Here is a 16,207-nt window from a genome sequence, read left to right as displayed (position 1 = left end):
TGAGCTCCACCTACCGGTACCGGCCGGACACGCAGGTGCAGGCCCCGATGCAGGTCATCTACGGCGTGGAGGACGGCAAGGCCCCGGCCGGCAACGCCGAGCGGTGGACCAAGGTGGCCGGCGGCCGGGTCCGGGTGGACGAGCTGCCCGGCGGCCACTTCTACACGCCGGAGATCTGGGCGAACTTCCCCGGTCGGATCGCCTCGATCGGTTCGCCGGGCCAATGAACATTTCCTGAACCTGCAAGTAGTTGAATTTTCACGACCGGAGCCGGCGGCGGGCAAAAAGAAACCAGGCGGGCCACTGGATGTGGCCCGCCTGGCTGCGTCTCGGGAAACTCGTCGGCACGGCGGGGGTTCGCGCCACTTTCTCCCGATCGGCGGTTCGACCCGATCTACCTCCCGGCCGGTGGCACGCCACCGGCGATCAGGTCCGCGTACGGCTGCGTCGGCCTCGACGCGGCGCGCACCAGCTGGCCGTCGGCCTTGGACCGTTCGACCGAGCTGCTGTGCTCCCGATACGCGTTGTACAACGCGCCACCCGAGTGCAACGCCTTCTCTGCGTGAAAGGCGAAGTCCCGGGACGGCGGTTTGGCCCCACTCTCCACTTTGGACACGTATGAGCGGTCATAGCCCATCCGTCGTGCGAGTGTGGTCCTCGACAGCCCGCGCAGCGTCCGCCAACGCTTGAGTTCTCCAGCGAAGACGTTCGCGGCGGTCTCGGCGTCATCCGCCGGGAATTGGCCAGTCGCCATTGTCACCTCCCCAGATTTGACCGTGGAGGCCCGACAGTACTCCCTGCGCAACTCGTCAGTATACAGTTTCGCGAAGTCCATCCGATCGTCGTGCAACCGGCCGGGGGACCGCCCTTGACCTGTGGTGGACAATGACCGCCGCCGCTGTCTGGAACAGCAGGCCGGCGGCCTCGACGTCCCGCGCCGGGTCTCCGGTGGTGATCCACTCCAGCACCGAGTTGAGCACGAGATCGGTCACGCCCCGGGCCAGCCACGAGCGCAGCCGCGGGTCCTGGACCGAATCGGCCAGCGTCTGCTCGGCCACCTGGACGGTCTGGGCCACGAGCTGCTGCGCGTAGTCCGCGAACTCCGGCTCACGGACCGCGTGCCGGAACAGCAGGGTGAAGCCGGCCGTGTCGCGGCGGGCAGCGGCCAGCAGCGCCTGCAACCCGGCCTCGGTGTCGTAGCCGAACTGCGAGCTGTCGACCAGCCGCTGCCAGGTGGTGTCCAGCGCGGCGGTGTAGATGTCCCTCTTGGTGGCGTAATGCCGATACAGAATGATCTTGGTGACGCCGGCCTCCGCGGCCACGTCGTCCATGGAGGTGCCGGCGTAGCCGCGGCCGGCGAACGCCCGCGCCGCCGCCGCCACGATGCTCGCGGCGCGTTCCTCGCGCGGCATCAACCGTCGGCCGGTGCCGCCGCCGTCGCGCATCGCTGTGCTCCCGTCAGGCTGGGGGCACCGACGTTACCGGGTGCGCCCCCGTGATCGCGAAGAGCTAACAAGGTCACGCGGTGACCTGACGAAGTGTCACGAACTTTCGGACAGTGACCACGGTAAGCAAGTGCACGGTCGGCGCTCTGTCCTGTTTTGTCAGCGGATCGGCGCGAGTCCGTGTCCGCGGATGCGGTATTTGCCGATGATTGGTTCACCGAATCCGATCGGGAGTGGTTAGCACACGCGGGATCGCGTGATTCCACTCGACGTGGTGACGTGGAGTGAGCGATCGATCACGTCTTGTTTTGTGACTGTGCAACCATCGCCCGCTCGCGCCCCGTGACCGATCGCCACCCGGATGGCCGAAAGGGGGCCCTGTCCTGCCGAACGATGTCTCTTTCGAGTGGTTTGCCAGACATCGGATGACCCGATCCCGGCGGCCGGCGCGACCGCCGCCGGCTTATGCCCGCCGAGGGTTCGGTCGAAAAAAGAACCCGAACGGCGGTGCGTCCCTACACCACTGTCGTATTGCCGGCCGGTGGCCGGGCCTTATTCGTGAGCGGTGCTACGCACGGTGGGTTGTTACTAGCCGGGTTGGGTGAACAAAAGACCAAACTTCTGGCCGCTCAATAGTCACCCGCTCGGGCGACTGTACGTACGCTGAACGGCGGTGCTAGTTTCGCTGCTGTCGGCGTCCATATCGGCCTGCGATCAATTCGCCAATGGCCCCACAAATTGTGGGAGCGGGGCGAATGCGCTTCCCTCTATTCTTTTCTCTTTTTCCTCGTTTGTCGATCTGGTGAGGAGTTGTCCGTCGTGACGGAGACGTTGGAGCCGGGAGCCGGACTTGAGCAAGGGCAGTCCCAGCTGAGCCTGGGCACCGCCGCCGCGCGGAACCTGTCCACCACGACCAAGTCCGTGCCCCAGATGCAGGGCATCACCTCGCGCTGGCTGCTGCGCGTGCTGCCCTGGACCCAGGTCAACGGCGGCGTGTACCGCGTCAACCGGCGCCTGAGCTACACCGTCGGCGACGGCCGGATCGAGTTCACCAAGACCGGCGCCGACGTCCGCGTCATCCCGGCCGAGCTGGGCGAGCTGCCGCTGCTGCGCGGATTCGACGAGATGGAGGTGCTGGACGCGCTGGCCAACCGGTTCCGCCAGCACGAGTTCTCGGCCGGCGACGTGATCGCCGAGTCCGGCGCCGCGGCCGACCGGATCTTCCTCATCGCGCACGGCAAGGTCAACAAGGTCGGCGCCGGCAAGTACGGCGACGAGTCCGTGCTGGGCACGCTGGCCGACGGCGACTACTTCGGCGTCGACGCGCTGGTCGACCCGGACGCCGGCTGGGACTTCACCGCCAAGGCGGTCACCAGCGCCACCCTGCTCTCGCTGACCCGGGCCGACTTCCAGGCGCTGACCGACCAGTCGGCCGAGCTGCGCGAGCAGGTCGTGATGTTCCAGGCCAACGCCGCGCTCGGCCGGGCCGACGACAGCGGCGAAGCCGAGATCAGCGTGGCCTCAGGCCACACCGGCGAGCCCGACCTGCCCGGCACCTTCGTCGACTACGACGCCGCGCCGCGCGAGTACGAGCTCAGCGTCGCGCAGACCGTGCTCCGCGTGCACAGCCGCGTCGCCGACCTCTACAACCAGCCGATGAACCAGACCGAGCAGCAGCTGCGCCTGACCATCGAGGCCCTGCGCGAGCGCCAGGAGCACGAGCTGGTCAACAGCCGCGACTTCGGCCTGCTGCACAACGCCGACTTCAGCCAGCGCATCCACACCCGCTCCGGCGCGCCGACCCCGGACGACATGGACAACCTGCTGGCCACGGTGTGGAAGGAGCCGACGGTCTTCCTGGCCCACCCGCGCACCATCGCGGCGTTCGGCCAGGAGTGCAACCGGGCCGGCATCTACCCGGGCAACACCGACTTCGGCGGGCACCAGATGCCGTCCTGGCGCGGCATCCCGATCCTGCCGTGCAACAAGATCCCGATCACGGAGCAGCGCACCAGCTCGGTCATCCTGATGCGCACCGGCGACGAGCACAACCAGGGCGTCGTCGGCCTGCACCAGACCGGGCTGCCCGACGAGTACCAGCCGGGCCTGTCGGTGCGCTTCATGAACATCAACGAGAAGGCGATCATCTCCTACCTGGTCAGCGTCTACTACTCCGCCGCCGTGATGGTGCCGGACGCGCTGGGCATCCTCGAGGACGTCCAGCTCGGCGCCAACTGACCGACTTCCCGGCCTCAGGCCGGGCCGTCTAAAGCGCCGCTTGCTTAACCTCGGGTATGCGCGCATAAGGGCTGAGCGCAGAGTCGAGAAGAAGCACCCAGTACCCAAAACGGTGGCTTTTATAATGAGCTCGGAACAGCCGTTCTGCTTATTTCTCCCAGAACCTCTGACCAAATTTCTTACTCTGAGATAGAACAAGCTAACACCTTACAGCACCCACCGACTTGTCCACAGTACCCGCTTCATATTCAAGAGACCGTACGTACGGTCTTTTAATTGGGTCGGACGAAAAAACCCATTGTTGTACAAGATAAGCTTCGGTGACGACGTGCGGGTGATTCCCGCCGAACTCGGCGAACTGGCCCCGCTGCGCGGTTTCGACGACGCCGACGTGCTGGCCGCGCTGGCCGGCCGCTTCACCCAGCGCCACTTCGCCGCCGGCGACACCATCGTGCGGGCCGGCTCCGCCGCCGACGAGCTGTACCTGATCGTGCACGGCCGGGTCGAGAAGGTCGGCACCGGCAAGTACGGCGACGACGCCGTGCTGGGCACGCTGGCCGACGGCGACCACTTCGGCGAGCAGGTCCTGGTGGACGAGGGCGGCTGGCCGTTCTCCGTGCGGGCCAACACCGGCTGTGCCGTGCTCTCCCTGCCGCGCACCGCCTTCCTGGAGGTCGCGGACGGCGCGCCCAAGCTCCGGTCCCATGTGGACGGTTTCCGTGCGCGGGGCGGCAAGTCCCAGAACAAGCACGGCGAGGCCGCGATCGAGATGGCCGCCGGCCACGCCGGCGAGATCGACCTGCCCGGAACGTTCGTGGACTACGACATGTCCCCGCGCGAGTACGAGCTCAGCGTCGCGCAGACCATGCTGCGCATCCACACCCGCGTCGCCGACCTCTACAACGGTCCGCACGACCAGGTGCAGGAGCAGCTGCGGCTGACCATCGAGGCGCTGCGCGAGCGCCAGGAGTTCGACCTGCTCAACAACCGCGACTTCGGCCTGCTGCACAACGCCGACCACAGCCAGCGGCTGCACACCCGCAACGGCGCGCCCACCCCCGACGACATGGACGAGCTGGTCTCCCGCCGCCGCAAGACCAAGTTCTTCCTGGCCCACCCCAAGGCGATCGCCGCCTTCGGCCGTGAGCTCAACGCGCGCCGCCTCTACCCGAGCCCGGTGGTGGTCGACGGCCGGCCGCTGCAGTCGTGGCGCGGCGTGCCGATCTTCCCGTGCGACAAGATCCCGATCGACCCCGAGCACAACACCACGTCCATCCTGGCCATGCGGACGGGCGAGGACGACAACGGCGTGATCGGCCTGCACCAGACCGGCATCCCGGACGAGCGCGAGCCCGGCCTCTCGGTGCGCTTCACCGGCATCAGCGACAAGGCGATCCTGTCCTACCTGGTCAGCACCTACTACTCGGTTGCCGTGCTGGTGCCGGACGCACTCGGCGTGCTGGAAGACGTCGAGCTGGGGAACTGAGGACCGCTCACCATGGCACAGCCGTTCGAACTGCCTGAGTTCTACATGGTTCACCCTGCCCGGCTGAACCCGAACCTGGAGGGGGCGCGCGTCCACACCCGCACGTGGGCGCGCGACTTCGACATGATCGACACACCGGCTCATCCCGGCGGCGAGATCATCTGGAGCGAGGCCAAGCTGGAGGCGATGGACTACGCGCTGCTGTGCGCGTACACCCATCCCGAGTGCTCGGGCGAGATCCTCAACCTCATCACCGACTGGTACGTCTGGGTCTTCTTCTTCGACGACCACTTCCTGGAGCTGTACAAGAAGCCCAAGGACATCAAGGGCGCCAAGAAGTACCTCGACGGGCTGCGCCGCTTCATGCCGCTGCACGGCGCGATCACCGCGGAGCCGACCAACCCGGTCGAGGCCGGGCTGAAGGACCTGTGGGAACGCACCATCCCGATGATGAGCCAGGAGTGGAAGGTCCGCTTCATCGAGAGCACGCTCAACCTGCTCGTCGAGTGCATGTGGGAGATCATCAACATCGACGAGGGCCGGGTGGCCAACCCGATCGACTACATCGAGATGCGCCGCAAGGTCGGCGGCGCGCCGTGGTCGGCCAACCTGGTCGAGGTGGCGGTCGGTGCCGAGGTGCCCGACTCCGTGGCCCGCACCCGGCCGATGCGCGTGCTGCGGGACACCTTCGCCGACGGCGTGCACCTGCGTAACGACGTCTTCTCCTACCAGCGCGAGGTGGAGGAGGAGGGCGAGAACGCCAACATGGTCCTGGTGCTGGAGACGGCGCTGGGCTGCACCACGCAGGAGGCGGCCGAGGCCACCAACGACCTGATCTCCTCCCGCATGCAGCAGTTCGAGCACACCGTGTTCACCGAGCTGCCCATCATGTTCGACGAGCACGGGCTGCGGCCGGACGAGCGGATGGCCGTGCTGGTCTACGCCCGCGGCCTGCAGGACTGGCAGTCCGGCGGGCACGAGTGGCACATGCGCTCCAGCCGGTACATGAACGCGGGGGCCGACACCTCCACGGGATGGGTTCCCGGCGGTCCGACCGGTCTGGGCACTCTCGGCTCTCGGCTCGGCTTTCCCGGCCGGCTCAAGCGTTTCACCCACGCGCCGCACGCCGTGGGCCCGACGAAGCTGCCCGAGTTCACGATGCCGTTTCCGCTGCATCTGAACCCGTTGCTGGACCAGTCCCGGCAGAACACGTGGGAATGGTCCCGGGCGATGGGCTTCACCGGCGAAGGCGTCTGGACCGAACGGCAGATGGTCGGGCTCGACCTGCCGGTCTGCGCCGCCGGCATCGACCCCGACGGCACGCTGGAGGAGCTGGACCTCGGCTCGCAGTGGCTGACCTGGGGCACCTACGGGGACGACCTGTTCCCCAGGATGTTCTTCCGGGGCCGGGATCTGGCCGGCCCGCGGGCGTTCGTGGCGCGCACCCGGCAGTTCATGCCGCTGGACTGCGTGACGATGCCGGTGCCGACCAACGCCAACGAGCGCGGGCTCGCGGACCTGTGGGTGCGCACCGCGCTGCCGATGTCGGACCAGCACCGGGCGGGATTCCGGCGCGCGGTCGACACGATGCTGGACGCGTGGGTGTGGGAGGCGGACTGCCACCAGCAGAACCGGATTCCCGACCCCGTCGACTACATCGAGATGCGGCGCGGCACGTTCGGCTCCGACCTGACCATGAGCCTGGCCCGGTTCGCCCGGGCCGACCTGATCCCGGACGAGTTCTTCGCCACCAGCCAGGTGCGCGGCCTGGAGGACTCGGCCCAGGACCAGGCCTGCTTCCTCAACGACATCTTCTCGTACCAGAAGGAGATCGAGTACGAGGGCGAGCTGCTCAACATGGTCCTGGTCGTGCAGAACTTCCTCGGCTGCTCGAAGGAGCAGGCCGTGGCCATGGTCAACGACCTGATGACCGCCCGCGTCGAGCAGTTCATCCGCACCCGCGACCACGAGATTCCGGCGCTGTGCGAGGAGTTCGGCTTCAACGCCGCGCAGCGCAAGGCGGTCGACGGCTACGTCCGCGAGCTCCAGGACTGGATGTCGGCCATCCTCAACTGGCACCAGAAGACCGTGCGGTACGGGGAATCCGAGCTGGTCCGGTCCCGTGGCGGGCACGGTTTCGCGCTGCCGACCGGCTTCGGCACGTCCGCGGTTCGGATGTTCGCGCCGTGACCTCGGAGGTGGTTCCCATGGATGTGCTCTCGCAGCCCCGCTCCGCGGTCGAGGTGCTGGCCTGGAGCCGTGGCGTGGTCGAGCCTGCGATGCGGGCGGCGGTGGACACCCTGCCGCCGTCGATGCGCCGGGTCGCCGGCTACCACTTCGGTTGGTGGGACGCCGACGGCACGCCCCGCAGCGGCGACTCCGGCAAGGCCATCCGGCCCACGCTGGCCGTGCTGTGCGCCGAGGCCGTCGGCGGGTCCATTGTGGACTCGGTGCCGGCCGCCGTCTCCGTGCAGATGGTGCACGACTTCTCGCTGCTGCACGACGACGTCATGGACCGGGACGTCAGCCGACGCCACCGACCCACCGCGTGGACCGTTTTCGGGGTGAGCCCGGCCATCCTGGCCGGCGACGCCCTGTTGACCCTGGCCTTCGACGTGTTGGCCGGCAGCGGGCATCCTCGGTCGCAGGACGCCATGCGTCTGGTCAGCTCCGCCGTGCAGGACCTCGTCGAGGGCCAGTGCGAGGACGTCTCCTTCGAGGAACGGTCCGATGTGGACCTTTCCGAGTGCCTGGCCATGGCCGGCGAGAAGACCGGCGCCCTGCTGGCCTGCTCCACCGCCATCGGCGCCCTGTTCGGCGGCGGCACCACCGTGCAGGTCGAGCACATGCGGATGTTCGGCGAGCACCTCGGCCTGGCCTTCCAGCTCGTGGACGACCTGCTCGGGATCTGGGGCGATCCCCAGGTGACCGGCAAGCCCGTGCACTCCGATCTGGTCAGCCGCAAGAAGTCCCTGCCCGTCGTCGCCGCCCTCACCTCGGGCGAGCCCGCCGCCGAGGAGCTCGCCGCGCTGTACGGCCGTCGCGACCCACTGTCCGATGTGGAGCTCGCCCGTGCCGCCGAGTTGGTCGCCCTGGCCGGCGGCCGGGCCTGGACCCAGCGTGAGGCCGTCGACCAGCTCGACCTCGCCCTGGCCGAACTCGCCTTGGCCGCCCCCGGCGCCCGGGCCGCCGCCGAGCTCACCGCCCTGGCCCGCTTGGTGACCCGCCGGGACCACTGAGCCGGGTAGACCGACGGCCGAACCGGCTTTTGCGCCGGTTCGGCCGTTTTGGCGTTTAAGGGCGGATGTCGCCGGGATCGTGGCCGTGACACTAGTCCTTGCCGGACACCGAAACCAGCCGCCGTTGGTCGGGTGAGCGGTGGACGTTCGTCGGTTGTTTCCGCCGCGGCCGTGGGGATTGACTGACCGGCGACGATCATCGGCGAAGACTGCCCGAGGTAGGTTCCGTGAAAAGATCTCGCCTGCTCACCGTGGCGACCACTATGACCATGAGCGCGGCGTTGGCGCTGCTCGGGAACGGTCCCGCGCAGGCCGCCCCGCTCGCGCCGGCGACCGACGGCGCCGCGGACGGCGGGCGGGTGATCGTGGTGCTGGGCAACCAGCACAGCGATCTCAAGTTACGCGCACAGAGCTCTCAGCGCACGAACACCACCCACAACGATCAGCAGTCGGTCGTCACGGACATCAAGGCCAACGGCGGCACGGACGTCACCCAGCTGGTCAGCGTGAACGCGATCGCGGCCAAGCTGTCCTCGGCCGAGGTGAACCGGCTGCGCGCCAACCCGGCCGTGCGCGAGATCGTGCCGGACGAGCAGATGACCCGGACCGCCCCGGCCAAGGTGCCGCAGGCCAAGCCGGCCCGGCTGAGCTCCAAGCTGTGCCCGAGCGACCCGGCGAAACCGTTCCTGGAGCCGGAGGCGCTGGCCGTCGACAAGGTCGAGACCGACAGGCCCGGCGACACCGAGCAGGCGTCCAAGATCGCCACCGGCAAGGGCGTGCTGGTCGCCGTCGACGGCATGAACGAGCTGGCCGGCAACCCCAACTTCGTCCGTCCCGACGGCTCGCACGTGGTCATCGACGCGCCCGACCCGACCGAGGACGACAGCGACGGCGAGTACTACGGCGACGCCTCTTCCGTTGCCGGACAAGGACTTGTCACCTACGACTACAGCAAGGAGCTGCCCTACTCGGGGCTGCCGACCGGCTGCACCTTCCGCATCAAGGGCGTCGCCCCGGACGCGTCGCTGGTCGACTCCCGGCTGATCGACACCCCGCCCAGCGCGTCGGGTGACATCCAGCTGGAGTCGCAGGTGGTGGCCGGCATCGACCGCGCGGTCGTGCTGGAGCACGCCGACGTGATCTCCGAGTCGTACGGCTACACCCCGCGCCCCGGCCGGTATTCCGTGTTCTACGCGGCCAACGACGCCGCCGTCGCGGCCGGTGTCACGGTGGTCGTGTCCTCCGGCGACAGCGGCGTGTCCGGCACCGTGTCCTCGCCGGCCACCGACCCGCTGGTGATCGCCGTCGGCGCGACGAACACGTTGCGCCTGACCGCACAGGCCTACGGCTACGACGACTGGATCAACAACGACATCACCCCGCTGTCCTCCGGCGGCACCGCGCCCAACAACCGCGTGGTCGACCTGGTCGCGCCCGGCTACGGCGGCGAGGCCGCGTGCAGCCCGATCGGCTCGGACTGCCCGACCAACACCCTCACCGAGGCCTTCGGCGGCACCAGCCAGTCGTGCCCGCTGGTGGCCGGCGCGGTCGCCGACGTCATCCAGGCCTACGCCGACACGCACAACGGCGTGAAGCCGACTCCGGCGCTGATCAAGCAGATCCTCACCGGCACCGCCAAGGACGTCGGCGCTCCCGCCGACCAGCAGGGCGCCGGTCTGCTCGACGTGTACGCCGCCGTTCGGGCCGCGCAGCAGGCGCCCGGCAGCACCTCGGGCGCGCCCGAGGCCCCGGCCCTGGTCCCGTCACCGTCCCAATTGGACGTCACGGCCAATGCCGGCGCCAGCGCGCAGACCGTGAACCTCTACAACGCCAGCAGCACCCCGACCACGGTCACCGGCACCTACCGGGAACTGGGCGCTGCCAAGCAGTTCGGCACCACCGTCACCGAGCCGGTCAGCGCCCCCGGCCCGAGCCTGCCCGTGCCGGCCTACGGCGCCACCGCCGCCTCGCCGATCACCTTCACCGTGCCCAAGGGCCTCGACCGGCTCAGCGTCGACATGATCACGCCGGATCCGACCAACGGCACCATCCTGTCGTTCACGCTGGTCGACCCCAAGGGCCGGCTGAGCCAGATCTCCTACGACTACGGCACTCCGCCGTCGGGCTCGGCCAAGTTCGGCTCCGTGCCGAACATCCAGCACGTCGAGGTGGCCGCCCCCGCCGCGGGCCAGTGGACCGCGAAGATCCTGTGGGCCAACGGCCGTGCGCACCTCCAGTCGCCGCCGAACGTGCCGGGCTCCTACCGCGGCACCATCTCCTTCCGCACCATGGGCCAGCACTACGTCACCAAGAAGGCCACCGACGCCGTCACCATCCCGGCGCACACGGGCGTCGACGTGCCGTTGAGCGTCGACATGCCGACCGCCCCCGGTGACCACCCGGAGTCCGTGCAGTTCGTGGCCGCCAACGGCGCGCACACCTCGCTGCCGATCCAGCGCCGCACGCTGATCCCCAGCACCGGCGGCAAGTTCACCGGCACCATCACCAGCACCGTCGGGCGGCAGGTCGGCCAGATCAGCACGTTCGACATCGACGTGCCGGCCGGCAAGAAGGACCTGGACGTCAACTTCCACACCGCTGACGCCAGCGCCGACAACGGGTTGACCTACTACCTGATCGACCCCGACGGCAAGGTCGTCACCACCGACTCCTCGCCCACCACCACGGTGCAGGGTGTCGGCTCCGACAAGCCCATCGCCGACGCCGCCCTCGTCACCGCCAACCCCAAGCCGGGCCGGTGGGAGATCGACGTCATGCTGAAGCTCACCGTCAGCGGCCTGGAGTTCACCCAGCAGATCGCCGGCACCGTCGGCTACGACCGTTCCGACGCCTTCGCCTACAACCTGCCCGCCGCCGGCAGCACCGTGTCGGCCACGTCCAGCCGTCAGCTCTTCTTCCGGGTCACCAACACCACCGGGATCGGCCGGACGCTGCGCCTGACCTCCACCGCCGGCGACATCACCTTCGGCGCCCCGACCTACCTGGCCGCCGGCACCTCCGCCCTGTTCACCGCCACCCTCAAGCCCGTCGCCGCCGCCGGCACGGTCGTGAGCGGCGCGGTGAACGTCCTCAGCAACACCAGCGTGGCCGGCGGTTCCCAGACCCTGGCCGTGCTGCCCTACGGCTACACCGTGGGAACTACCGTCAATCCGTGAGCTGGGCCGATCCGCACGCGGCAGAATGGCCGCGTGCGGATCGGTGTGCTCGGCGCGGTCGAGCTGTGGGGGCCCGATGGGAGCCCGGTGGCCCTGGGTGGGTCCCGGCCGCGTGCCCTGCTGGCGGCGCTGGCGTTGAGCGTCGGGCGGGCGGTGCCGTTCGAGCAGCTGGTGGACGCCGTGTACGGCGAGGAGCCGCCCGGCAATGCCCAGCACGCCTTGCAATCGCAGGTGTCACGGCTGCGGGCGCTGTTGCCGGCGGGCAGCCTGGCACGGCATCCCATGGGCTACGTGCTGACCCTCGACCCGGACGAGATCGACGCCCATCGCTTCGAGCGGCTGGCGGTCTCCGGACGGGAGCTGCTGGCCCTCGGGGACCACGCCAATGCCCGCAAGGCGCTGACCGAGGCCTTGGACCTGTGGCGTGGCCCCGCGCCCACGGTTCGTCTGGGCGATCTCCGCCTGTCCGCGCTGGAAGACCGCATCGAGACGGATCTCGCGCTGGGCCGGCCGGACATCGCCGGACTTCGCCAGCTCAGCCAGGAACACCCCTATCGCGAACGGCTGCGGGGCCAGCTGATGCGGGCCCTGGCGGCCGACGGCCGGCCGGGGGAGGCGCTGGCCAGCTTCGACGACGCCCGCCGGACCTTGGCCGACGAGTTCGGCGCCGACCCCTCGGCCGAGCTGTCCGACGCCCACCTGGCCGTGCTCCGCGGGGCCAACCCGGCCCGCCCGGTGCCGGCCCAGCTGACGAGCTTTGTCGGGCGGGACAACGAGATCCGCCAGGTGACATCGCTGCTGGACCGCTCCCGCCTGGTGACGATCATCGGCCCGGGCGGCGCCGGGAAGACGCGCCTGGCCATCGAATCGGTCCGGCGGCTGGGTGAGGTGTGCTTCGTCGAGCTGGCCGAGCTCGGCGACTCGGCGCAGGTGCCGCAGGCGGTGATCGGTGCGCTCGGGCTGCGCGACGCGGGGCTGTTCAGCGGCGGCGAGAGCCCGGATCCGGTGGCGCGCCTGGTTTCGGGGCTGACCGACCGGCGAATCCTGGTGGTGCTGGACAACTGCGAGCACGTCGTGGACGGCGCGGCCCGGTTGGCTCGGCGGTTGCTGGCGGCCTGCCCGGGGCTGAGGATCTTGGCGACCAGCCGGGAAGCCCTTGGCCTGACCGGGGAATCGCTCTGCCCGCTGCCGCCGCTGGCCACGCCGGACACGATCCGGCTGTTCGAGGAGCGGGCCCACGCGGTGCGCCCGGGCTACCGGCTCGACGCCGGCACGGTCGGCCGGATCTGCGCGGCGGTGGACGGGCTGCCGCTGGGTATCGAGCTCGCGGCGGCGCGGCTGCGGTCGTTCGAGCTGGACGAGGTGGAGGCGCGGCTCCGGCAGCTCTCGCACGGGGACCGCACGGCCGAGCCCCGGCCCAGACGCTGCGGGCCGTGGTGGCCTGGAGCTGGGACTCTCGCCGGGTCAAGGCGCACAACAGTGGTCGAGCGCACGATGGCCAAGCGGCTGGCGGTTTTTGCCGGCGGGGCAAGGCTTTCCGCGGTCGAGGAGGTCTGCGGGCTGCCGGCCGACGTGCTGGCCGGCCTGGTCGACAAGTCGCTGGTGGAGGTCAACGCGGGCCGCTACCGCATGCTGGAGACGGTCCGGGCGTTCTGCGTCGACCAGCTCGGTGACGAACAGGAGCAGGCCCGCCGCAGCCACGCCGCCTACTTCCTGCGGCTGGCCGAGGAGGCCGAGCCGCGGCTGCGTACCCGGGATCAGCTGGCCTGGCTGGCCACGCTGACCGCCGAACACGCCAACCTCATGGCAGCGCTGCGCTGGGCGGTCGGCGCGGACCGGGAAATCGCTCTCCGACTGGCCGCCAACACCGCCTGGTACCTCTACCTGCGCGGCCTGCGCAGCGAGGGTCTTCCGCTCGTGGTCGAGCTGATCACCTTGCTGGACAAGGAAGTTCCGAAAGGTCTGGTCGAGGAGTACGCCCTGTGCGCGATCAGCGCCGGCCTGCACCTCGACCACGTCACGGAGGTCATGCGGGACCTGGGGCACACGCTGCGTTTCCCGTACCTGGTGATGCTGTGGGCGGCGATCGGCACCGCCGAGGTGATCACCATGGAGATGTTCGGCGACGACCCGTGGTCACACGCGTTCGTGGAGACGGCGGAAGGCCTCCGCACCCTCTACTTCGGCGAGCTGGTCGCCTCACGGGCGGCGTTCGAGCAGGCGCTGGCCTCGTTCCGCGAGGTGGGGGACCGATGGGGCATCGCCAACACGCTGGACCAGCTGGCCGGAATCGCCGCGCTGGAAGGAGATCCGGTGGCGTCGCTGGCCCTCACCGACGAGGCGCTCCAGGTGATCGGTGAGCTCGGCGACGTGGAGGACGCGGCCGAGTTGCAGTGCCGCCGGGCCGACAACCTGCTGCGGATCGGGGAGGTCGCGACCGCGCGGGCCATCTACGACCGGGTGGCCGAGCTCGGCACGCCGCAGGCGCTGGCCGCCGCCCACCGGGGCCTCGGCGAGATCGCTCGCCTGGCCGGCGACCTGGACACCGCCCGCGCGCTGTACGGAAGAGGGCTCTCCGAGTACGAGCCGGGGCCGATCATCGCCGCCGAGATCCGGGCCCGGATCCTGTGTGGGCTGGGCGCGATCGCCACCGCCGACGGTGATGCCGAGCGGGCCCGTGAGCACTACGAGCAGGCCCGTGACGAGGCCCTGACCAGGCTGAACCTGCCCATCGCGGCGTTCGCGGAGCAGGGCCTGTCCGGCGGCGACCTGACCTGGGAGCAGGCCCTTCACCGACTCCGTGAGCGCTTCGTGAGCCTGTGGTGAGGGGCCGGCCGCAGGGTTTGCGGCATGACGAAGAACATCCTGATCTCCGGCGCCAGCATCGCCGGCCCCGCTCTCGCCTACTGGCTGCGTGAGCACGGCTGCACCGTCACCGTCGTGGAGCGCTCTCCCGAGCCCCGCCCCGGCGGCTACAAGATCGACGTCCGCGGCCGGGCCATGGAGGTGCTGGAGCGGATGGGCCTCGCGGACGAGGTCCGCCGGCACCACACCGACATGCGCGGCGGCGCGTTCCTCGACCGCAAGGGCCGGACCGTCGTGGAGATGGACGCCGACACCGTCGGCTTCCGCGAGCCCACCGACGTCGAGATCCTGCGCGGCGACCTGGCCCGCATCCTGCGCGACGCCACCGAGGGCGTCGAGTACGTCTACGGCGACTCGATCACCTCGCTGACCGAGGACGGCACCGGCGTCGCCGTCACGTTCGAACGGTCGCTGCCGCGCCGGTTCGACCTGGTCATGGGGGCCGATGGCCTGCACTCCACGGTCCGTGCGCTGGCTTTCGGCCCCGAGGAGGGCTTCCTGCGCTCGCTCGGCCACCACATCGCCATCTTCAGTGTGCCGAACCTGCTCGACCTCGACCGCTGGGAGACCATCCAGGCCGAGAAGGGCCGGACCCTCAACGTCTACAGCACCCGCCAGGACACGCAGGCCAAGGCCGCCTTCATGTTCGCGTCGCCGGACCTGGCCTACGACCGTCGCGACACCGCCCGGCAGCAGCAGGTGCTGGCCGAGGTCTTCGCCCCGCACGGCTGGATCGCGCCGCAGCTGCTCGCCGCCATGCCCGACGCCCCCGACTTCTACTTCGACGGCATGAGCGTCGTGGAGATGGACTCCTGGTCGACCGGCCGGGTCGCCCTGGTCGGCGACGCCGCCTACGGCCCGTCGCCGGCGTCCGGCCAGGGCACCAGCCTGGCCTTGGTCGGCGCCTACGTCCTCGCCCACGCCCTGGCCGCCGCCGACGGTGACCACAAGGCCGCCTTCGCGGCGTACGAGGAACGAATGCGGCACTTCGTCGCCGTCAACCAGAAGCAGGCCAACAACATCAAGCGCATGGTCTCCGGCTCCGGGTTCATGCTCTGGCTCAACCGCACCATGATGCGGCTGATGCCCTACCTGCCCGGCACCGCCAAGATCATGGAGAAGGTCAAGGCCGAGATCCGGGACGTCGCATGCGCCATCGAGCTGCCCGAAACCCGTCCGGAATCGAGGACCAAACCTGTCCGCAATGGCTTCTAACGTGGTTCTCAACAGGGCAGAGAGACACACGAAAGGCGGCCACCATGACCACCATCGAGCAGGCCACGCTGACCGGCGAGCACACCGACCTGCTGGAGGCGCTGGGCAAGCACCGGTTCTTCCTGCGTTTCACCGTGCGGGGTCTGACCGACGAGCAGGCCGCGCTCACCCCGACCGTCAGCGCGCTCAGCCTCGGCGGCCTGATCAAGCACGTCACCCGGGCCGAGCGCGGCTGGTACGACTTCGTCGTCGGCGGCGCCGAGGCCCACTCCGGCCAGGACATCGAGGGGCATCTGTCCAGCTTCCGCATGGAGCCCGGCGAGACGCTGACCGGCCTGCTCGCCGACTACGAGGCGGTGGCCGCCCGCACCGACGAGCTGATCGCGTCGGGCGTCGACCTCGGCCAGAGCCGGCCGCTGCCCGAGGCCCCCTGGTTCCCGCCGAACACCCAGTGGTCCATCCGCCGCGTGCTGACCCACGTCATCGCCGAGACCGCCCAGCACGCCGGCCACGTCAGTCGATCATCCGCGAGACCATCGACGG

The 16,207-nt window shown here is 69.6% G+C and carries 9 protein-coding genes and 2 pseudogenes; 9 read left to right on the top strand and 2 right to left on the bottom strand.

All coding sequences use genetic code 11. The features are described 5' to 3' along the window. Positions 1-227: pseudogene (locus KUTG_RS23140) on the top strand (thioesterase); the annotation flags it as partial. 167 nt (positions 228-394) lie between these two features. Here the strand turns inward: KUTG_RS23140 and KUTG_RS23135 are convergent. After that, a complete protein-coding gene (locus tag KUTG_RS23135; protein ID WP_084579696.1) occupies positions 395-754 on the bottom strand; it encodes a helix-turn-helix domain-containing protein in 360 nt (119 codons plus the stop codon). Between the two features lie 55 nt (positions 755-809). Beyond that, positions 810-1,445: a TetR/AcrR family transcriptional regulator gene (locus KUTG_RS23130; protein ID WP_052395285.1), complete on the bottom strand. Its 636-nt coding sequence runs from the start codon at positions 1,443-1,445 to the stop codon at positions 810-812. A gap of 819 nt (positions 1,446-2,264) precedes the next feature. On the opposite strand from KUTG_RS23130, the gene KUTG_RS23125 reads away from it, so the two are divergent. From KUTG_RS23125 to KUTG_RS23090, 8 genes and pseudogenes are all read left to right on the top strand, one after another. After that, positions 2,265-3,683, top strand: coding sequence for a family 2B encapsulin nanocompartment shell protein (locus KUTG_RS23125; protein WP_043719479.1), 1,419 nt, complete (start codon positions 2,265-2,267; stop codon positions 3,681-3,683). Between the two features lie 313 nt (positions 3,684-3,996). Beyond that, a pseudogene (locus KUTG_RS23120) lies at positions 3,997-5,169 on the top strand (family 2B encapsulin nanocompartment shell protein); the annotation flags it as partial. 12 nt (positions 5,170-5,181) lie between these two features. Next, on the top strand, positions 5,182-7,359 hold the full coding sequence (locus KUTG_RS23115; protein ID WP_043719475.1) for a terpene synthase family protein: 2,178 nt from the start codon (positions 5,182-5,184) through the stop codon (positions 7,357-7,359). A gap of 17 nt (positions 7,360-7,376) precedes the next feature. Then, positions 7,377-8,408, top strand: coding sequence for a family 2 encapsulin nanocompartment cargo protein polyprenyl transferase (locus KUTG_RS23110; RefSeq protein WP_043730346.1), 1,032 nt, complete (start codon positions 7,377-7,379; stop codon positions 8,406-8,408). Positions 8,409-8,635: 227 nt separating this feature from the next. After that, entirely contained in the window at positions 8,636-11,584 is a 2,949-nt protein-coding gene (locus KUTG_RS23105; protein WP_157494715.1) for a S8 family peptidase, read from the top strand. A 33-nt stretch (positions 11,585-11,617) separates the two neighbouring features. After that, entirely contained in the window at positions 11,618-14,410 is a 2,793-nt protein-coding gene (locus tag KUTG_RS23100) for an AfsR/SARP family transcriptional regulator (RefSeq protein ID WP_052395281.1), read from the top strand. A 24-nt stretch (positions 14,411-14,434) separates the two neighbouring features. Next, on the top strand, positions 14,435-15,664 hold the full coding sequence (locus KUTG_RS23095) for an FAD-dependent monooxygenase (RefSeq protein WP_043719472.1): 1,230 nt from the start codon (positions 14,435-14,437) through the stop codon (positions 15,662-15,664). Positions 15,665-15,708: 44 nt separating this feature from the next. Beyond that, positions 15,709-16,207: DinB family protein (locus KUTG_RS23090; protein ID WP_063753554.1), on the top strand; the 499-nt coding region annotated here is incomplete at its 3' end.

The organism is Kutzneria sp. 744, from assembly GCF_000568255.1.
In the GTDB taxonomy this organism is placed as follows: Bacteria; Actinomycetota; Actinomycetes; order Mycobacteriales; family Pseudonocardiaceae; genus Kutzneria.
The sequence above is the reverse complement of the archived record's forward strand: the minus strand, read 5'-3'. Positions and strand labels throughout refer to the sequence as shown.

Coding starts and splice junctions, on each gene's coding strand:
- KUTG_RS23135 (WP_084579696.1), bottom strand. CDS start 754: ATGGCGACTGGCCAATTCCCGGCGGATGACGCCGAGACCGCCGCGAAC.
- KUTG_RS23130 (WP_052395285.1), bottom strand. CDS start 1,445: ATGCGCGACGGCGGCGGCACCGGCCGACGGTTGATGCCGCGCGAGGAA.
- KUTG_RS23115 (WP_043719475.1), top strand. CDS start 5,182: ATGGCACAGCCGTTCGAACTGCCTGAGTTCTACATGGTTCACCCTGCC.
- KUTG_RS23110 (WP_043730346.1), top strand. CDS start 7,377: ATGGATGTGCTCTCGCAGCCCCGCTCCGCGGTCGAGGTGCTGGCCTGG.
- KUTG_RS23095 (WP_043719472.1), top strand. CDS start 14,435: ATGACGAAGAACATCCTGATCTCCGGCGCCAGCATCGCCGGCCCCGCT.